The sequence below is a fragment of the Acetobacter fabarum genome, assembly GCF_040702925.2.
Taxonomy (GTDB): domain Bacteria; phylum Pseudomonadota; class Alphaproteobacteria; order Acetobacterales; family Acetobacteraceae; genus Acetobacter; species Acetobacter fabarum_B.
This window is the reverse complement of record NZ_JBFCXX020000001.1, coordinates 449594-468468: the sequence shown is the minus strand read 5'-3', so window position 1 is coordinate 468468 and position 18875 is coordinate 449594. Positions and strand designations below refer to the sequence as shown.

Genomic DNA, 18875 nt, shown 5'->3' with positions numbered 1-18875 from the left:
ATGGCGCACAGAGCCATCACTCAGCCCGTATAAATGAGCGGGTTGAACATTTTGGGGCCGTCCGTGTAGTGCAGATGTCTCGGCAGGGCGCGAGCACTGCCCGAAAGTGCGGTTTCTTCCAGATCGAGGTCATGGGTTAAAAGGCGTTCTATTTCGTCACTCACCTGTCCTTCCTGCCGCATGCGCGCCAGAGCCTTACGCTCTGTCCGGAGTAGATGGAGACGCAGGGCTGCCTCAAACCGCCGCCTTGCCAAAGCCGTATCCCGGTGCGGGCCGTCGGGGTTCTGGCAGTCTTCGGCCTTAAGTTTGTCATCAGGGGCGTCTTCCAGAAGCCGCAGTCTGAAGCGGTATTCAGCAATCAAAGCTGCTGTCACTTCTGCACGTTGCTGTGCGGTAATTTCGTCCAGCTGTTTGGTGACAAGGGCAGACTGGCGCTCCATTTCCGCAATCGCTTCCAGCGCAAGCAGGGTCCGGGCTTCATCTGCTTTCCGGTTAACCGGGTCTCCACCATCATGGCGGAGGCGGCGGCTTAAAGGTGGCAATACAAGTGCTGCGATCAGGAGAGATGTCATAATGACACCGGCAGCAAAGGTTACAAGCAGATCCCGCATGGGGAATGCCGGCAAACCGTTTTCCGCAATGGGAAGGGAGAGGATACCCGCCAGTGTTACCGCGCCGCGAACACCACCTATGGTCATGGCCGCTGTTTCCGTAACGGAAACCCGGCCTGTCTTATGCCCACGTATTTTTGCAATCAGGTAGCGTGTGCTGCTCACGAAAAATATCCAGACCAGACGGAGCAGAAGCAGCATGCTGGTCAGCAGGATAATGGTGCCAACCAAAGACCATGTGCTGTCTCCCGCCTGATTGGCGGTGTTGATGCCTTGTGTTGCAATATCTGGCAGTTGTAGCCCAAGCAGCAGAAAGACCAGACCATTAAAAACAAAAGTAATCATTTCCCATACGGCACTTCCGCGCAGGCGTGTGGCGGTCTGGGCCGAACCAAATACCCTGCTCTGGTTAAGACTTAACCCAGCGCTGACTGCCGCGAGTATGCCTGATGCTTCCAGATGCTCAGCCAGCAGGTAAGCAGCAAAAGGCAACAGGGTCATGAGCGTGATCTGTGTTGTGGGTTCGTCAAAACCATGGCGGGACAGAATACGGTTGATAAAATTAAAGCCAAACGTCAAAGCCATACCAATTAAAATGCCACCCACGGCCACAAGCATAAATCCGACAGGGGCATGCATGACGGAAAAAGTGCCGGTCAGACTGGCAGCCACGGCAAATTTGAAGCAGACAAGGCCGGAAGCATCATTCAGCAGGGCTTCTCCTTGCAGAATATGTAAAAAGCGTCTGGGAACGCGCTCTTCATCAATCATGCCCCCCACGGCCACTGCATCGGTGGGGGAAAGGATGGCCGCTAGGGCAAATGCTGCGGCAAGGGGGACTACAGGAAGGAGCCAGTGAATAAAATACCCGCCCGTGATGGTGCTAAAAATAACCAGTCCTACGGCCAGTAGCAGGATAGGCCAGCGCAATTCACGAAAATCGTGTAACGGCATGAGATATGCGTCGGAAAAAAGCAGGGGAGGAATAAAGAGGAGCAAAAAGGTGTCGGGTTCAAAATCAATATGAAACCCGAGAAGTGATGCCACAATACCGCAGATTATCAATAAAAGTGGCAATGGCAGGCGCATCAGTCGGGCAGCAGGCCCTGCTACCGCCGTTATCAACAAGAGTAGAAGCACAACCGATGTCATGTGCATTATTGGAATCCGACCCGCCTGATAGTATTTTATTAAGTGATGTTTCTGGTAAAAAATTATCTGTTCATAAAGCCTGACCTGCCACAGGGTTGCGTGACAAAGATCAGAAAAAACGTTGAACAACAGGTCATGAGGCCAACATTGGCGCGTAGGTATTCTAGGTGTTTAGTCCCGGGATTTGATGGTGTGATATTTTCACACGAGTGGTAAGGAAGTCTTATGGGACAGATACATCATGGGAGCGCCACGACCACGCACGCGGTGCGAGCAGCACTACAGCGATCGCAGGCTTCGCTCTCGTCGCTGAGCAAGGAGTTCGGGATCAACCCGAAAACAGTTGCGAAATGGCGGAAGCGCCAGACTGTCGAAGACCAGAAGACGGGACGGACAACGGCATCCAGTTCGCTGAGCAGCCCCGCAACCGGAGCACGGCCTGGTCACGTTCCATGCGTTTTGACATGATCTGCGAAGCCAACGGAATCGAGCATCGCCTGACGAAACCCAATCACCCCTGGACCAATGGTCAGGTCGAGCGAATGAACCGTACAATCAAGGAGGCAACCGTTAAACGCTTCCATTACGACAGCCATGACCAGTTGAGGGCGCATCTCAATGACTTTATGGCGCGTATAATTTCAGACGAAGGCTCAAGACACTCAAAGGCCTCACACCCTATGAATACATCTGCAAGATCTGGACTTCAGAGCCAGAAAGATTCATCGTCAATCCAACCCATCAAATCCCGGGACTAAACACCTAGCGTCGGATATATAGATCACCAATGCGCGTCTCGCGGATCAGCCTTTTTACAGCAGCTCTGGAATTTTACCGAGTTCTTAATTATAATCATTTCGTTTTTGTTATTCCTGCAATTTTGTATTAACCTGAAAAGATAATTTAAAAAAGGAAATCACGTGTAAAGACTCTTTTTCTAGGCACTACTAACACGCAACTTCAAGTATCTGAGCAGAGCAGACTAGCCTAAATGGCTGTAACGACCGAATTAAGAAAAATACTTGCTGGATTAGCCAAGGCACCTTTCCGGTCAGACACTTAGATATGAGATATAGGCGATTTCTTATTGAAATAATGTAACTGTAAGGTAATAATTCACAAATGCTGGCCTCTGTTGAAATAAGTGTTGTTGTTCCATGCTATAATGAATCGTGTGTACTGGCAGAGTTTCATACACGACTAGGTATAGTAATGGAGTCAATAGGACACACATGGGAAGTTGTATATGTGAACGATGGGTCCTCAGATCAAACTCTTGCTATCTTATATGATTTGCAGAAACAGGATAAGAAAGTTGCCGTTATTAATCTTTCACGAAATTTTGGAAAAGAAATTGCTCTAACGGCAGGTTTGGATCATGCGCGTGGCACTAACGGTGTTATTGTAATTGATGCCGACTTACAAGATCCACCAGAAGTAATACAAAGTATGGTTTCTGTGTGGTCTCATGATATAGATATGGTGTATGCACGACGACGCATAAGAGATGGCGAAAGTATTTTAAAGAAAATAACATCTTGGATGTTTTATCGCGTCATGGCAAAACTAGGTAACCGGATTGTCATTCCACCTGACACGGGAGACTTTCGACTTATGAGCCGACGATTACTTAATGATCTATTGCAAATGCGTGAACGCCATCGTTTTATGAAAGGACTTTTTTGTTGGGTTGGTTATCCCTCTAAAGAGTTACTTTATGAGAGAGCCCCTCGATCAGGTGGAAAAACAAGTTTTAATTATTGGTCACTTTGGAATCTAGCCTTAGAAGGGATTACCTCATTTTCTGTATTCCCTCTGCAATTAGTAACATATTTTGGCTTCGCTGTATCGTTTGTTTCCGCATGTTATGGTATATGGATAATAATGAATACTATTATAATTGGGTCTCATGTAAAAGGCTATGCAAGCCTAATGAGTGTTATCCTATTTTTAGGCGGTGTGCAGCTTATAAGTTTGGGTGTCATTGGAGAATATATAGGAAGAATATTTAATGAAACAAAAAACAGGCCACTTTATTTTGTAGAGTCCTATCACAACTATGATTCTAAACCAGAAAGTGATAAGTGAACCCTCAATAATAGACACATATAAAATTTAAAATTCTTTTTGAAATTGCCAATATGGAGAGTGTTTATACACCCAATGACTTGGAGTGATCATTATAATCACTCCAAGAATTAGAATAAAATCCTATTTATTATTAATAACTCCCATTTTGTTCTTTTACACAAAATGTTCGATCATTACGAAAAACCATGAAATCAGCAGTGACATATACTTGATTAGCTCGATTCAAACAGCCTCGTGCGTCTACCCAAGCTTGTGCAGTATGCTCCTTTCCATCAATCCCACGGCTTCGTAAAATAATATAACCAAAATACTCATCATCACGGATAGCGAGATACGGCTTTAAATGATCTAAAATCGGCATGGCTTTGACTGCATTTTCTACAATAGGAGACAAAGGTTCATTGCCATATAAGAACAAATTATCACCCGAATGAAAGCCTGCATCTTTTAATGCAGAAGCAACACGCTGTATATGATACAGTTCAAAACGTGAATTTTCCGCAAGCAAATTTCCATAACTATAAGAAATAACAAAAAAATATAAAATAGGAATAAATGCTATCCATCTAATTTTTCTTAAAAAACTTTTCATGAAAAATAAGTTAACAAAAATGATGCATGCTGAAAATGACGTTAAAACACGGGGAACATATTCAACATTTTTAAGCATTAACAGCATTCCCGATAATAGGCATAAATTTATAAAAGGGAGAATGCAGCACAAAATACCAACACAAACATCAGATAGATTTTTCCTACAAAAATACTGAACACCAGCTATAAACGAACCCAAAGTAGCAAAGCTGTATAAACCCAATAATAAAGGCTTAGCTCCCTGCGTTAGTAACGATGAAACTAAAACTAAGATATTAGTTATATTATCTGAAAAAACATGAAATGATAACGTCTTCCAATCAAGCGTAACAGCCTGATGACGTTCAAGCTGACCATGTATCGTAGCGGGTATAATCAGCTCTTTATACAACAAGGCAGCTACAAAAAAGGCTGCTATTTTTATACCAAGATCACCCCAAGTCTTTAGAGTATTATCATATTGGTAATCACATAAAAAAATAAGTAGGGATAATGCTAAAAATGTGTTCACACCCGTTTGATAGAAGCCCATTACTCCAATAAGTAACATAAAACATGCACTAAACTTTCGTTTTTTCGACCACTGCGCAGGCAATACACAAGCAAACACAGCTAAAGCTTGAGCCATTAGCATTGTCAATGAGTCAAATTTATACGATAGATTTTGTAAGAAAAATGGTTGTATTGCTAATGGCAATCCGCACATACATAATGCAAAATAGCTTGGTTGTGTAGACTGAGTAACTCTTTGAGTAAAACGGACAGCAGCATAAGCAAGGACTAGTAAACCTAGGATTTGCCCCAAAGGAGATAAATCCAAAATATTTCTAAACCGTAAATCTAATAAGTTCATTAAAGCAGTAGAAAAAATTCTACCACTTCTACTCCAAGTCGCTCCATATAATGCTCTCGCATCATCATCATTATAGTAAACATTCGCCAAAAATATAGGAAAAGAAAATAATATATAAAAAATAAAAATAAATAATATTCTTTTTTCGTCTTGTTTTCTGATTAATATTCCCATGTTTTATTAAAACCTTTCCCATTTATTTATGTTGTAAAAATATTTTATTTTTTGCTTACAGCTCTCTATGATTGCTTAATCCTCAAAATTTTCACTTCAAAACGGATGGCCAGTTACGCCAGAACCTCTCTGACTTCGTCTCTACCTACCATTTCACCCGAAGACTCCAGACATAGTAGACTCATTCCAGACCAATTAACTTGCAAGCAGTAAGACAAAGAGTCACCCCTTCAAGGTTACACAAAATTCATGCCGCCCAACATCTAGATATTGAAAGCAACTGCATTCCACGTAGCATTGCCATTTCATTTTTTCTAGGCTCAGGACACATTCTTTGAGATAGAAGATGAAGCTTGCTGCGATGTGGATTGCAGACATGAAGGTATGAGCCGCAGCGGTCGTATCGTGTTGCCACCCGTCACCAGTCTTTCAGCTTTGCGAACATGTTTTCGATGAGGTGGCGCTTCTTATACAGATGCCAATTGTAAGGTGGCTTTGATGTCCTGTTCTTTTTCGGGGGAATACAGGCAGTGATATTGCGTTCAGCAAGCGATAACCTGATCCGGTTGCTGTCATAGCCTCTGTCCCCAATGACTTCTTCTGTCTCGTCGGGGAGATCTGTCAGAAGTACGTCTGCGCCTCTGAAGTCACTGACCTGTCCCGCAGTCAGATGAAGGCGGACAGGTCGGCCTGATCATCGTACACGGCATGAAGTTTTGAGTTCAGGCCGCCTTTTGTCCGTCCGATATGGCGGGGAAAAGCCCCTTTTTGAGCAGGGAGGCCGATGTCCGATGCGCCTTGAGATGTGTTGCATCGATCATCAGACGCTTTGAACAGCCGGCCTGTTCTGTCAGGGCGACAAAGATCCTGTCAAAGACACCCAGGCGGCTCCACCGGATGAAGCGATTATATAAGGTCTTGTGCGGACCATACGCTTTCGGGGCGTCTTTCCACTGAAGACCGTTGCGGATCACATAAACGATCCCGCTCAGAACACGCCGGTCATCCACGCGTGGCACTCCGTGCGCCAGAGGGAAAAACGGCTCAATCCGCTTCATCTGGCTCTCAGACAGCATAAACACATCACTCACAGGCCACCCTCCATCGGTAAGCCTGTGAATCACAACCTCTCGCTCAGTTCAATAAATTAATAGGTCCTGAGCCTGGAATTGCTGTGGGAACCTACTAGGGTAGAGTGCGTTTTTATCTGGATTTCCAGACAGTCGCTCCGGGATGCGGCATGACTGTATCTACACAGGACTGTTTTGCCTCTCCGATCAGACGTGGTGGATTGCCGCACGATGTTCTAGGGTTCTCTGGTAAACACACGGACTAAACCCCGTGGCCAGTATTTTATGATACGCCAAGGGGGGCAAACCCTCTTGATTTCTGACTGAAAGGACATGCGCCATGGTTATGGTTCATTCAAAGTATTTGGTTCTTCTGGCGTGCACAATGGCTCTGCTGCCATCTCTGGCCCATGCGGCCGATACAGCTTCGGGCACTCTGGTGGGCGCGGATGGTGCGGCACACGGCACTCTTGCCATTACCGACGCACCCAAAGGCGTTATACTACGGGTGGAAGCAAAAGGGCTGACACCAGGTTGGCATGGAATGCACTTCCACGACAAGGGCGTGTGCGAAGGGCCAAAGTTTACAACGGCTGGACCACATGTCCATGCAACGTCTCCGGTTGTGCATGGACTGCTGAACCCTAATGCGAACGATGCAGGCGATCTGCCTAACGTGTTTGTGGGAGCTGATGGCACAGCTACGGTAGAGCTTTTCTCCCCTCTGGTTGCACTGAAAGCTGGTAAAGGTAAGCCTGCCCTCCTGGATGCGGATGGCTCGTCACTGGTCATTCATGCCCATCCCGATGATTACCAGAGCCAGCCGATTGGCGGGGCAGGGGATCGGGTAGCCTGTGCGGTTATCAAATAAACAGCAATTCCCGGATATAGGTCGAGTTTATGCCCCGTGCGCCATCCCGCAGAACTGAGGGATGGCGCATACTGTGTTTTTAGGGAGCAAACACAGTTTCTCTGTCTGAGCATGGACCCGAAAAAACCGGATTAAGTTCATATATTCTGACAAAGCCGGTTGTCTGATACCAGAGCCTGCGGCATGAGGAAGCTTATGAAAATTTATCCTCAGTCTGTAGCAGGTCATCGTCATGTCTGAACATACCCCTATTGGTCTCGGTCATGAGGCTACCATCACAACCGCACTGACCCATTCGGGTAACTTCCATGTTGATGAAACACTCGGGTATGTTGTTCTCCATTATGCGCTGGCCCCAATGGGGGATCTACGTGCCCGTATTCTGGGCGAAGGCCCCGATGATTGCCTGAAGTTCCACCGCTCGCGCGATCCCGAGCGCATTCAGGCCGCTGATATCGTGTTCGATGTTGGAGGAGTTTATGACCCTCCAAAAGGCCGTTACGACCACCACATGAAGGATAAACCCCTGCGCGAAGATGGCACGCCATACAGTGCCGCCGGGCTGCTGTGGAAAGACTACGGTAAGGCTGCTGTACGCAATCTGGTGCGCACTAATGTGGATGACGCTACAATTACGGCTATCTGGCAGAGTATTGATAAATCACTGGTTGTGCCGATCGATCAGGATGACAATGGCATAGCCAAGATGGGCAAGCTGTCACTGGCGGATATTGTTTCGGCCTGTAGCCCCCCATGGGACACGGCGGAACTCCACGGCCCGGAAGAAGCCAAGCGGCGTGAAACCCTTGGTTTTGCCAATGCGGCAACCGCAGTCGCATCGCATCTGGTCAACACGGTAGATCGTGTTCGTGCCAGCCTGAAAGCGACCGAGCGCGTTTTGTCCGCGTATAAAAATGCGCAGGACAAGCGTATTCTGCTGATGGAAACGGGCATGCCAACCGAAAAAGTTATTTTTGAGCATGATCTTCCCGTTATTTACGTGGTTTCGCCCACGGGTAGCGGGCAATGGAATGTTAAGGCTATTCCGCCAGAACGCGGTGCTTTCGGCCAGCGCATATCCCTGCCAGAAGCATGGGGTGGCCTGAACGGGCAGGACCTTGCCGCAGTCTGTGGTGTTGCCGATGCAGTATTTGCTCATCCCGCGCGCTTTATTTGTGGCGCGGCAAGCCGGGAGGGGGCTTTGGCAATGGCTCGGCAGGCCTTGGAAATTGATGCAGAGCTGAAACAGCAGCAAGGCTGAGAGCCGAACACACTTCCAGCTTTATGCATGGTGCGTCTGTATCATTGGGCGCACCATGTTCGGCCTTGGGGAGGGGCGTGCATGGTTTTTCTAACGCACAATAAATACTATGCAGGTCCTAGAACAGACCATTTTGATGGAACCCGTTTTTTCAATCCCGGGCAGCCTTCCACAGACCGCTCCTTGCGTGATCTGTGGCGCTGGAGAAGTACGTCACAACGTACTCCATGGCCAGAGTTTGTTTCCATAACGGCATCTGTGCCAGAAAAAAGCGTGGATGCCCTGCGTATCACCATGGTTGGCCATGCTACAGTGCTTATTCAGGCAGCAGGGCTCAATATCCTGACCGATCCGGTATGGTCAGAGCGAGCCAGCCCATTGCGTTGGGCTGGTCCCAAACGGGTTAATGCACCGGGCATCGCGTTTGAAAATCTACCACCGATTGATGTGCTGCTGATCAGCCATAATCATTATGATCACCTTGATCTGGCGACACTCAAGCGGTTACAGGCCGCACATAACCCTTTGATGATCATGCCCTTAGGGAATGATCACATAGTTAAAAAAGTCATCCCAGAAGCCCGTATTCTTACTGGAGACTGGTATGAGCAACAGGTTATTCCCCCGGCATTGAGTGTAACGCTGACACCAGCATACCACTGGTCTGCACGCGGCATTTTTGACCGGCGAATGGCATTGTGGGCAGGGTTCTGGTTGAATATCCGCGGCCAAAAACTCTGGTTTGCCGGAGATACAGCCTACGGCGATGGCGCATTATTCCACGCCCTGCATGCCCGCTATGGTGCGCCGGACGTAGCCATCATTCCAATTGGCGCTTACGAACCGAGATGGTTTATGGCAGAGCAGCATGTCAATCCACATGAAGCAGTGCGTATTTACAAAGACATACAGGCAAGACAGGCCATAGGGATCCATTGGGGTACTTTTCAGCTTACGGATGAAGGTATCCGAGCACCGGAAAAAGCTCTGCAAGCCGCTCTTTTGGCGGGAAATTGCAGTTTAGAGCGGTTTAGAGCCGCAAGCCCGGGGCAGGTTTATCAGTTTGATGGTTACCAAGAGAGATACCTATAAAATAACAACAATTATCGTGATATAAAAAAACAACTATTTTTAAAATTATATAATTGACTATCGTGGAAATATGGGTGATACACAACCACACGTTAAGCGCGTGGCACATGAGGAGCGTATATAAGATGCAAAACCTGTGGGATCGAATGTGTCGGCTAGGCCGATGTTACGACGTTAAAACATTTAACGCCTGACCTGTGGGTTTTATTACCTTCCGGGTCGGTTATTACCTGGTGGGGAAAAATCATGTTTGAATCGCGTATTATTGAAATTAATGGCACTTTTGTTGGTGCCATTATTCTTGAAGAAGATCGCCAGACCCGCCGTTTTTATGCAGCGCATGAAAGCGTGCAGAGCTTGCATAACAAGCGCTACCCGAATGGGCAGGATTTGCGGACATCTGTTATTCGCAAATTCAAAACAACTTTTGCGCAACAGAACCTGAGCGCGGTTTAACCGCGCCAGCAGGGGCCAGCAATCGTTTGACATGATGCCACTGGCATCAGACAGTTTTCGTAATTCATATTGGTTGTGTCGAACATTATCTGCAAAAAGTAGGTAGTGGGGCGTTTGTTGTGTTTTGAATGGTTCGGGGTCAAAACATAATCATCTTTGTTTTATGGTATTACACCATATTAAAATAAAACTTTTTAAGTTTGGGGGAGCTTATGGTGGTGTCTGTTCGGGCTGGTGTTCTGTTAACAACAACAGTATCAGGCCTTTTTTTTCCATATGTAACGATGGCAGCAACATCGGATGCAGAAAACGCAGCGTTACGGCGCGAGATTGCTGCAATGCACCGGGAAATGATGGAAGAAATCCACCGTCTTCAGGCACGGGTGGACAAGTATGAGCATGTCGCCAATCTGCATAGTCGCAAAGTAGGGCACACCCCTCGCACGTTAATGGCAGCCGGTCCGGATGATGCACAACCCCGGTTCCGGGAAGCCCCGGTTGTTCTGCCCGCCGATAATGGCCCGCGTAGCCCCAATGATAGCCGTATTGCCCTGCCAGGAGGGCCGGTACAGTCATGGAATGGCTTCAAGGCAGCATCCGCCAAAGATGAAAGTGTGGATATTGGTGGCATTAAAATCGGTTTTCCCAAAGGTAGGCTAACCATTGCATCGGATGATAAGGCTTATGCCGTTTCCATTGGCCTGATGGCGCAGGAAGATTTGGGAGGTTTTATGGGGGTTGGTCAGCGCGGGAAGGAAAGTGCAGGGAACTTCAACAAGTTTACTGAAAATGCAAGGCGTATGCGTATTTATATGTCCTGGCGGTATAAAGATTGGGTCGTGAACGTAACACCAGACTTTGGTGCCAATAACAGTGATGGCACTGTTAGTCTGTTTGAAGCCAATTTGAATTACACTGGCCTGCACAATACAAATCTGACCATCGGGTATTTTCAGCCCCGTATGGAAGAAGAAAATGCCGAGCGTTCGGGAGCATTTGAATTTCTGGAGCGTCCGACTATTGTTGATCTGGTCCGTAATATTGCGGGGGGCGTAGCCCGCTTTAGCATAGGTGGTGAGCATTACGAAAAACGTTGGCTTGTTTCAGGATATTTTACTGGGCAGAAATTTGGTGATCGGACATCTGACAAAACTATAACAGACAGTCAAACTGGCGCTGTATTCCGTGCGGCGGGTCGCCCTTATGTTTCCAGAGATATTGATGTGCATGTCGGGATTGGAGCAACGGTGGCATTTAAAGTTAATCAATCAAATAATGGAAGGATTACAACTTTCAAGAATAATGTTGAAGTCTCTTTGGGTGAAACTGAGTTGTTGACGTCTGGTGCTCTAACAAATATTTCCCAGATATGGGCTGCTGGGCCACAGTTTGGCTTTCGGTATAAAAAACTCCTGCTTAAGGGGGAATATTATCATATTGGAGCGCAGCACGATAACGTAGCGGCGAGCATAAACCCACCTGCCATTGGCTTTGACGGTTGGTACGTAGCTGCAAACTATACTCTGTTGGGGTATGGACGTGGTTATAACGAAAAAACTGCTGCGTTTACGACCCCCGGGGTTGAATATGATTTTGATCCGTCCAAGGGGCATTGGGGCGCGCTGGAGGTTAGCGGGCGCTGGAGTGTTACCGACCTGCGGACATCTGGCACAACGAAAATGACTGGTAATATCATTAACACCAATGGAGAAACAGGCAATAAGCAGACCGTATGGCAAGGTGGGCTGAACTGGTACCCCAACCAGCATATCAAGGTCATGCTGGATTATACACACTTTAGTGTTTCCAGCTACAATGGTGCAAAATCAACGGATGCCAATTTCTTTGGCCGCAGTGGCAACGCTGTTTCTGGCCGTGTACAGGCTGTATTCTGATCTGATTTTATAATGAAGGACCAGGCTTATGAAGCAGGAAAACTTTTTTAATGTTCGTCGTGCCGTTTCCAAAGTAACGGCGGTATTGGGTGTTTTTTTTCTGGCAGGCTCACAGATAACAGCAGGTCATGCGGAATCCTATCGCCTGCTGAACGTTTCCTACGATCCAACGCGTGAGCTTTACGCCGATGTGAATAAAGCATTTTCTGCGCAGTGGCATAAAAATCATCCGGAAGATACCGTGAGTGTCAGATCAGCGCACGGCGGCTCAGGAGCACAGGCGCGCTCTGTAATGGAAGGGGCTCCAGCGGATGTGGTGACACTCGGTCTGGCCTATGACATTGATCTGCTGGCTCAGCATGGCCTTATTGCGGCTGACTGGCAAGGTAGGCTACCCCATAATGCAACCCCATATACCAGCGTCATTGTATTTCTGGTTCGTAAAGGTAATCCCAAAAACATTCATGACTGGCCGGATCTGATCCGTGATGGCGTGCAGGTTATTACTCCCAACCCCAAAACATCTGGTGGCGCGCGCTGGAACTATCTGGCAGCATGGGGATGGGCTCTGCACCAAAAGGATGGTACGCCAGAAACCGCCAAAGCCTACCTGAAAAACCTGTTCAAACACGTGCCGGTGCTTGATACAGGCGCACGAGGCGCTACAAACAGTTTTGTGCAGCGTAATCTGGGCGATGTTCTGCTAGCGTGGGAAAACGAAGCACTTCTGGCCACGCGTGATATTGGACCGGATCAGTTTGAAATTGTTGTGCCATCACAGACCATTCTGGCAGAGCCTCCTGCATCGCTTGTAGATAAAAATGTCAAGGCGCATGGGACCGAAGCGGTAGCCAAAGCATATCTGGATTTTCTGTTTACGCCTGAAGGGCAGAAAATTGGTGCAAAACACTATTTCCGTCCTGTTGACCCTGCAATTCTGGAAGAAAACAAGGCACTCTTCCCTAAAGTGAATACCTTTGATGTAAAGAGCCTGGGTGGCTGGACCAAGCTGCAGAAAGAACATTTCTCTGACGGCGGCGTTTTTGATAGTCTTTACAAGTAAAACTGAAATGACGCGTTGCACTTTAATGTGCAACGCGTTTTTAATGATCAAACAGAGTCAAGAACAGTAAATGCAAAAGATGTTGGGGTTCCAATGGGTACAAAGTGCCAGGTGAAATCAAGCGTACCTGTTTCTGTATTGACGCGCAGGGATGTAATGCAATCACTCCGCTGATTGGCAACAAACACAAACTTCCCGGACGGATCAAAACTTAAAGCTCGCCCGTAATCTGCATGTACCCAGACTTCATCAAACAAAGTGATCGACCCGTCTTCATGCACTTTAAAGCAGGCAATGGCATTGCCTAACCTATTAGTAACGTAGAGAAATTTTCCCGTCGGATGCAAAATAATTTCAGCGGCAAGTGTACTTCCCCTAAACTGGGCAGTCACGGTTGAAGCTGTTTGCTTGACCTGCATGGCCCCTGTCTTGGCATCATAATCCGCTACAACCACACGGGAATCCTGTTCTCCCAGAATGTAAATAACCTTCCCGTCATGGCTAAAGCAGAAATGGCGAGGCGCAGAACCCGGCTCCATGCTCAACCAGGGTTTTTCGGCAGGTTTTAAAGTGCCGCTTTCCATATCAAACTGCCACACATAAATCCTGTCCAGCCCGGCATCACAGGCCAGAACAAACTTGCCGTTCACATCAGCTTGAATCATATGCACATGGGAGCCAGAGTGGTCGCTCACCGCATAATTACCGGGAGGGTTATCCGCCGCCCGTTCTGGCATTTTAGGCCCGGTATTATGCACAAGATCAGTCAACAGTCCCAGACTACCATCAGCTTGAATACGCATGACGGCTGCACTGCCACCGGTATAATTGGCAATAAACAGATATTGGCCCGATGGGTGCACACTTAAATGCGCAGGATCTGCCCCGCCGCTACTCATGACGTTTAATTTGGTGAGCACCCCGGTACGGCGATTGACCTGAAAAGCCGTGACGGACCCCGTATGTCCGCCTTCAAAATCACTGATTTCATTAACCGTGTACAGGCTGTTCTGGTCCGGAGAGAACGCCAGAAAAGAAGGATTATCCGCAGGGATTACGTGCCCCAGTTGGGTTAAGATACCGCTCTCCGGGTTCATTTCAAATAAGGTTATGCCAGTTGCATTACTCTCGGCCGGGCCTGAACGCGTATAGCCGCCAACATAACATAAAATGCGCGGTCCAATTTTTTTTGCCGCTTTTTCCGGGCTAGCTTTGGGTAACGCAGCTCTGGGAATAGGGGCGGGAGGGGGAGCGTTGTCTCCGAAGGCTTTTCCAAAATGAGAGGCAAGACCTAACCCCATGATGGAAAAACCAAAAAATCTGCGGCTCAACATATTATATTTATGGCTCATGTCTTATATTATTACAGGTCATACTGAAATGAGCAAAAAATCGGATTTTAATGTCGTGTTACCAGTGTGGTTTATTTCTGTCTTTTACCTTCACGCCACTTTTTCAAGGCATCCAGAGTTTCCAAAACATGCTGTTCCGGGTTATTGCTGGTAAAGCTCAGTAGAATAGTCCCATCTGGTGCAATAACATAAGATGTGCGCTGTGAGAGTAAAGTATGACGCTCTGTATTAACTGAGTGGTACAGAATAGCTGTTAAAGCTCCCGGGTCTGCCAGAACAGCAAATTTATCCCGGCATTCCACTTTTGAAAATTCAGCAACCCTATCAGTATTCCCCGCAGTTATGCCAATAAGCGTGGCTCCAGCAGCATGAAACTGCTCTGCAGCCTCTGCAAAATCATGCGCTTCCTGCGTGCAGCCCGTAGTAAATGCGGCAGGGAAAAAGTAGAGGACTACAGGCCCTTGTGTGAGAGCCGTTTTGAGTGAAAATGTAAAGGGTTCGCCAGCCAGAGCTCCTCGGAGTGTAAAATCTGGGGCACTGCTTCCCTCGGATAAGGCTGCATGAGCCGCTCCGGTGCTCAGACATGCGCTGATTACGACAGAAAGCGTGACCAAAAAGCCTGATACGGCGTTTAAAAATGTTGTCTTCCTGATCACCCTAAGCATCCCATATGTTTTCACTCCGGTAGGGGCATGTTTAAAACTGTGCCTGTGAACTTACACTTAGCTCTGCTCTTGTTCAGCCATTTTTGTTGGAGTGGCTTCATGCAGTGTAATGACCGGCCAGAATGTTACGGCTATGGCATTTTGTAAGTCCCTGAGCTGAGTTTGTATCCAGCTCATATAGTCATGCAAACCACGGATGATAATTTCCTCAGCTGTCTGGTCCTGAAGGCTGGCCCGAAGCTCAGCCACGCATTCCAGCAAAGGTGAGCAGAGCTGGCGCAGGTTGTCATGGCTTGACAACAGCGTAAGCGTTTCGTCGATCTGGCGCAGGTTGGTGCTCAGAGAGCGCGGGAAACCATCATTCTTGAGCAGGAAACCAACAATATTGGCAGGTGTCAGGGTGACAGGGCGCAGTCGGCGGAAGGCATGGTAGGCAGCAGCCGAGCGTAATACGGATGTCCACTGCGTCAGATCAATATCGGACCCCGGCACTTCAGACTGAGGCAGCAGCATATGATAGCGGATGTCTATCAGCCGGGTAATCTGGTCACTCCGCTCCAGAGCTTTACCCAGTCGGTAGAACAGCCAGGCCTGATCACGGTACAATGTGCCTTCAGCAATCCCGAAATGGGTTTGGCAGTCTTGTCTTACCCGAGTGCAGAGTTCAGCCAGATTGTGATCCGCCATATCTCCGTTTTTGAGATTAAGCAGGTTTCGGGAAAACACATTGAGCTGTGTCCACAGTTCAATAGAGACAAGAGGGCGGACCGCACGTGCATTTTCACGTACTTCCTGCGCAAGCGAGACCAGTGATGAAGGGTTACGGGTTTCCGTGACATAAAACGGCACGATTTCCGTGTGCTGTGTGGTGTTGTGTATCCGCTGGAACAGGCTTTCATCCGAGTTGATGGCCAGAATGGAATCCCAGGCCGTCTGCCCCTCGGCGTTACGGACAAAGGTTTCCGTAACCTCCAGAAGACGAGCCAGATTTTCCATGCGCTCCATGTAGCGCGCAAGCCACATCATGCATTCCGCATAGCGCGATAGAAGGGGAGTGGGGGAAACAATTATCATGATGCCATGACCCATGTATCTTTTGAACCGCCGCCTTGGGATGAGTTGACGACCAGTGAGCCTTTGCGCAGGGCAACGCGGGATAATCCTCCGGGCATGACCCAGACAGAACGGCCTGTAACCGCAAAAGGTCTCAGGTCAACATGACGGGCTTCCACCGTATCCCCGCAAAGTGTTGGTGTAACAGACAGGCCGATTGTTGGCTGGCTGATGTAATTCGCCGGGTTATGACGCAATTTCTGGCTGAAATCGTTCAACTCCGCCTGTGTGGCCTGCGGGCCGATCAGCAGCCCGTACCCGCCAGATTCACCAACGGGTTTGACAACAAGCTTGTCAAGATTAGCCAAAGTGTACGCCAGCCCTTCGGGCTCAGCGCAGATATGTGTTTCCACACTGTCCAGAACTGGGTCTTCATCCAGATAATAGCGGATGATGCGCGGCATATAGGCATAGACGGCTTTATCATCCGCAACCCCGGTACCCAGCGCATTGGCCAGTGTGACATTGCCGCGCCTGTAAGCCTCGACCAGACCGGGCACGCCCAGAAGACTATCGGGATTAAACGCAAGCGGGTCGAGAAATTCATCATTGAGACGACGGTAAATGGAATGGACAGGTTTTGGCCCCATAACGGTGCGCATGAAAACCTTGTGCTCATCCACAAACAGGTCGCGGCCTTCGACCAACGGCACACCCATTTCACGCGAGAGGAACACATGCTCAAAATATGCAGAGTTATAAATGCCGGGGGAGAGCAGAACAACCTGAGGGTCGTCAACACCTTCGGGGGCGACCTCACACAAGGCATTATGCAGGCGTGAGCCGTATTCCTCCACCGAGCGTATGGGCAGGCCAGATGCCAGATCCGGCATAAGCCTGAGCATCATGTGGCGATTTTCTATGACGTAGGATACGCCAGAAGGCGTGCGTGCATTATCTTCGAGAACTAGAAAGCGGCCCTGCTGGTCACGGATAAGGTCTGTTCCATTGATATGGACATAAACGCCACCGGGCACGTGCAAACCAACCATGGCCTGACAGTAATTGGCGTTTTGCAGCACGAGTTCGGCCGGAACCACACCATCCCTCAGAATATGCTGCTCATGGTAAATATCATGCAAAAACAGATTGATAGCCTGAATACGCTGTTGAACTCCACGTTCAATATGCTGCCATTCTTCTGCGGTAATCATGCGCGGAATGGCGTCAAAGGGTAAAATACGATCAATGGCTTCCCGGTCCGTATAAACGGTAAAGGTAATGCCCATTCTGTAAAGTTGAGCTTCGGCCGAGGCTGTCCTGTTCTGGAGTTCCTGTATCTGCAATGCGGACAGACGTTTTTTTACGCAATCTATGAGGGGTGGAGCAGGGGCTTTGCGGTTCATCAACTCGCAGAAAAAATCGGGAGTGGCGTAGTTGTCCAGCAGTCCGCGTGTTAGGGGAGGGGCAAGGTGTAGGGCGTTCGTCATTAAAGCCTCCCTTCTGGCATCCGGGACTGAAGAAGATCTGGTCCTGTCTGCCAAAACGTTTCGAATATGCATTAACGGAGCAGGATTTCCGGCATTTGCCAAGCACAAAATACGCACTCGTATTTTGTTTGCACAAACCCGCATGGGTCCCTTGCATGTGTTGCACGGAGTGATATGATTTTGCGCTAAATTATTGTTCTGATACCAAACAGATATCGGCAGCCCACGGCGTTGGGTCGCAACATGAGCAGGGCCTTGTTTCTGATGAGTTCACAGGTAACGCTTTTGCACCGGACCTGCTACCGTTACGACCGCCCCGTGGCTATGGGGACACAGACAATACGGCTACGTCCGACGGAAACCTGCCGCACGCCTATTGAATCATATGGTTTGCATATCCGACCAGAAGGTTTCAACCTGAAATGGGAGCGTGATTCCTGCGGAAATGATGTAGCCTGCGTGGGCTTTCTGGACCGGTTGACACATTTTGACATTGAGGTGTCTCTGGTCGCGGATATGACCGCTTACGACCCGCTCCTGCAAACTCTGGCCCCCGATGACCATAGCGACATGCCTCTGGAAGAACATTCGGCACAGCCCGAGTGCGGGGAGGGGGTCAGGGATTTTCTCTCTCGTTACCCTGTAGGAACAGGAGGGGACATGCTGGGGGATATGATGGCCATGAACCGGGGCATTGCCAGAACAGTCGGCTACCAGCGCAGGCTGGAGCCCGGCGTATGGTCCCCGGAGGAAACTCTTCGTCGCAAAGCGGGTTCCTGCCGTGACAGCGCGTGGCTTTTTGTCAATATAGCCCGGCATCTGGGATATGCTGCCCGGTTTGTCTCGGGCTATCTTATTCAAAGTGCAGGTATGGCAGACGGAGCGGAAGTCCTGACCGGGGAGTTACATGCCTGGGCGCAGATTTTCATTCCCCAACGCGGCTGGCTGGGGTTTGATACGACATCCGGCCTTCTCGCCGGGCAGGGGCATATACCTCTGGCCGTTGCTGCTAGACCGGAAAACGCCGCCCCTGTTTCGGGGCTACTGGACCGGTGTGAGGCAACTTTCAATGTCTGCATGAAGGTCGAGCGTCTGTTTACCTGATAGCAGATGCGGTAAAGCATTTTTTGTG

The 18875-nt window shown here is 48.6% G+C and carries 15 protein-coding genes and 2 pseudogenes; 10 read left to right on the top strand and 7 right to left on the bottom strand.

Annotated features, from left to right (window positions below; genetic code table 11):
- Positions 1-20: 20 nt before the first annotated feature.
- The gene (locus tag AB2L51_RS02180; protein WP_395580991.1) at positions 21-1700 is read right to left on the bottom strand and encodes a Na+/H+ antiporter; all 1680 of its coding nucleotides are present in this window, start codon (positions 1698-1700) and stop codon (positions 21-23) included.
- Here AB2L51_RS02180 and AB2L51_RS02175 point away from each other — a divergent pair.
- The 3 genes and pseudogenes from AB2L51_RS02175 to AB2L51_RS02165 all read left to right on the top strand — a co-directional run bounded on the left by AB2L51_RS02175 (position 1649) and on the right by AB2L51_RS02165 (position 3851).
- Positions 1649-1846, top strand: coding sequence for a hypothetical protein (locus AB2L51_RS02175; RefSeq protein WP_400920565.1), 198 nt, complete (start codon positions 1649-1651; stop codon positions 1844-1846). The two genes, AB2L51_RS02180 and AB2L51_RS02175, sit on opposite strands and share 52 nt — an antisense overlap.
- Before the next feature lie 306 nt (positions 1847-2152).
- Positions 2153-2529, top strand: a pseudogene (locus AB2L51_RS02170) (integrase core domain-containing protein); the annotation flags it as partial.
- Positions 2530-2885: 356 nt separating this feature from the next.
- The gene (locus tag AB2L51_RS02165) at positions 2886-3851 is read left to right on the top strand and encodes a glycosyltransferase family 2 protein (RefSeq protein WP_395580926.1); all 966 of its coding nucleotides are present in this window, start codon (positions 2886-2888) and stop codon (positions 3849-3851) included.
- Between the two features lie 133 nt (positions 3852-3984).
- Here AB2L51_RS02165 and AB2L51_RS02160 read toward each other — a convergent pair whose 3' ends face one another.
- Complete coding sequence (locus AB2L51_RS02160; protein ID WP_395580925.1) at positions 3985-5475, bottom strand: glucosyltransferase domain-containing protein; 1491 nt, start codon at positions 5473-5475, stop codon at positions 3985-3987.
- Positions 5476-5811: 336 nt separating this feature from the next.
- Positions 5812-6566 (bottom strand): annotated as a pseudogene (locus tag AB2L51_RS02155) (IS5 family transposase); the annotation flags it as partial.
- Positions 6567-6885: 319 nt separating this feature from the next.
- Here AB2L51_RS02155 and sodC point away from each other — a divergent pair.
- The 6 genes from sodC to AB2L51_RS02125 all read left to right on the top strand — a co-directional run bounded on the left by sodC (position 6886) and on the right by AB2L51_RS02125 (position 13183).
- Positions 6886-7416 (top strand): superoxide dismutase[Cu-Zn], encoded by a 531-nt coding sequence (gene sodC, locus AB2L51_RS02150; RefSeq protein WP_395580924.1) that lies wholly within the window; start codon positions 6886-6888, stop codon positions 7414-7416.
- 232 nt (positions 7417-7648) lie between these two features.
- On the top strand, positions 7649-8677 hold the full coding sequence (locus AB2L51_RS02145; RefSeq protein WP_395580923.1) for an MYG1 family protein: 1029 nt from the start codon (positions 7649-7651) through the stop codon (positions 8675-8677).
- Between the two features lie 81 nt (positions 8678-8758).
- Complete coding sequence (locus tag AB2L51_RS02140; protein WP_395580922.1) at positions 8759-9769, top strand: MBL fold metallo-hydrolase; 1011 nt, start codon at positions 8759-8761, stop codon at positions 9767-9769.
- Positions 9770-10015: 246 nt separating this feature from the next.
- Entirely contained in the window at positions 10016-10225 is a 210-nt protein-coding gene (locus AB2L51_RS02135; RefSeq protein WP_395580921.1) for a hypothetical protein, read from the top strand.
- Positions 10226-10437: 212 nt separating this feature from the next.
- Complete coding sequence (locus AB2L51_RS02130) at positions 10438-12120, top strand: porin (RefSeq protein ID WP_395580920.1); 1683 nt, start codon at positions 10438-10440, stop codon at positions 12118-12120.
- A 28-nt stretch (positions 12121-12148) separates the two neighbouring features.
- A complete protein-coding gene (locus tag AB2L51_RS02125) occupies positions 12149-13183 on the top strand; it encodes a sulfate ABC transporter substrate-binding protein (RefSeq protein WP_395580919.1) in 1035 nt (344 codons plus the stop codon).
- A gap of 47 nt (positions 13184-13230) precedes the next feature.
- Here AB2L51_RS02125 and AB2L51_RS02120 read toward each other — a convergent pair whose 3' ends face one another.
- The 4 genes from AB2L51_RS02120 to AB2L51_RS02105 all read right to left on the bottom strand — a co-directional run bounded on the left by AB2L51_RS02120 (position 13231) and on the right by AB2L51_RS02105 (position 17743).
- Positions 13231-14535 (bottom strand): lactonase family protein, encoded by a 1305-nt coding sequence (locus tag AB2L51_RS02120; protein ID WP_395580918.1) that lies wholly within the window; start codon positions 14533-14535, stop codon positions 13231-13233.
- Positions 14536-14606: 71 nt separating this feature from the next.
- On the bottom strand, positions 14607-15200 hold the full coding sequence (locus AB2L51_RS02115) for a peroxiredoxin (RefSeq protein WP_395580917.1): 594 nt from the start codon (positions 15198-15200) through the stop codon (positions 14607-14609).
- A 57-nt stretch (positions 15201-15257) separates the two neighbouring features.
- Entirely contained in the window at positions 15258-16289 is a 1032-nt protein-coding gene (locus AB2L51_RS02110) for an alpha-E domain-containing protein (protein WP_395580916.1), read from the bottom strand.
- On the bottom strand, positions 16271-17743 hold the full coding sequence (locus AB2L51_RS02105) for a circularly permuted type 2 ATP-grasp protein (RefSeq protein ID WP_395580915.1): 1473 nt from the start codon (positions 17741-17743) through the stop codon (positions 16271-16273). Before AB2L51_RS02105 ends, AB2L51_RS02110 begins: the two co-directional genes overlap by 19 nt.
- A 264-nt stretch (positions 17744-18007) precedes the next feature.
- Between AB2L51_RS02105 and AB2L51_RS02100 the strand changes: the two genes are divergently transcribed.
- Positions 18008-18847, top strand: coding sequence for a transglutaminase family protein (locus AB2L51_RS02100; RefSeq protein WP_395580914.1), 840 nt, complete (start codon positions 18008-18010; stop codon positions 18845-18847).
- Positions 18848-18875 lie beyond the last annotated feature (28 nt).

Coding starts and splice junctions, on each gene's coding strand:
- AB2L51_RS02165 (WP_395580926.1), top strand. CDS start 2,886: ATGCTGGCCTCTGTTGAAATAAGTGTTGTTGTTCCATGCTATAATGAA.
- sodC (WP_395580924.1), top strand. CDS start 6,886: ATGGTTATGGTTCATTCAAAGTATTTGGTTCTTCTGGCGTGCACAATG.
- AB2L51_RS02120 (WP_395580918.1), bottom strand. CDS start 14,535: ATGAGCCATAAATATAATATGTTGAGCCGCAGATTTTTTGGTTTTTCC.
- AB2L51_RS02110 (WP_395580916.1), bottom strand. CDS start 16,289: ATGGGTCATGGCATCATGATAATTGTTTCCCCCACTCCCCTTCTATCG.
- AB2L51_RS02115 (WP_395580917.1), bottom strand. CDS start 15,200: ATGCTTAGGGTGATCAGGAAGACAACATTTTTAAACGCCGTATCAGGC.
- AB2L51_RS02135 (WP_395580921.1), top strand. CDS start 10,016: ATGTTTGAATCGCGTATTATTGAAATTAATGGCACTTTTGTTGGTGCC.
- AB2L51_RS02125 (WP_395580919.1), top strand. CDS start 12,149: ATGAAGCAGGAAAACTTTTTTAATGTTCGTCGTGCCGTTTCCAAAGTA.
- AB2L51_RS02105 (WP_395580915.1), bottom strand. CDS start 17,743: ATGACGAACGCCCTACACCTTGCCCCTCCCCTAACACGCGGACTGCTG.
- AB2L51_RS02100 (WP_395580914.1), top strand. CDS start 18,008: ATGAGTTCACAGGTAACGCTTTTGCACCGGACCTGCTACCGTTACGAC.
- AB2L51_RS02145 (WP_395580923.1), top strand. CDS start 7,649: ATGTCTGAACATACCCCTATTGGTCTCGGTCATGAGGCTACCATCACA.
- AB2L51_RS02140 (WP_395580922.1), top strand. CDS start 8,759: ATGGTTTTTCTAACGCACAATAAATACTATGCAGGTCCTAGAACAGAC.
- AB2L51_RS02180 (WP_395580991.1), bottom strand. CDS start 1,700: ATGCGCCTGCCATTGCCACTTTTATTGATAATCTGCGGTATTGTGGCA.
- AB2L51_RS02130 (WP_395580920.1), top strand. CDS start 10,438: ATGGTGGTGTCTGTTCGGGCTGGTGTTCTGTTAACAACAACAGTATCA.
- AB2L51_RS02160 (WP_395580925.1), bottom strand. CDS start 5,475: ATGGGAATATTAATCAGAAAACAAGACGAAAAAAGAATATTATTTATT.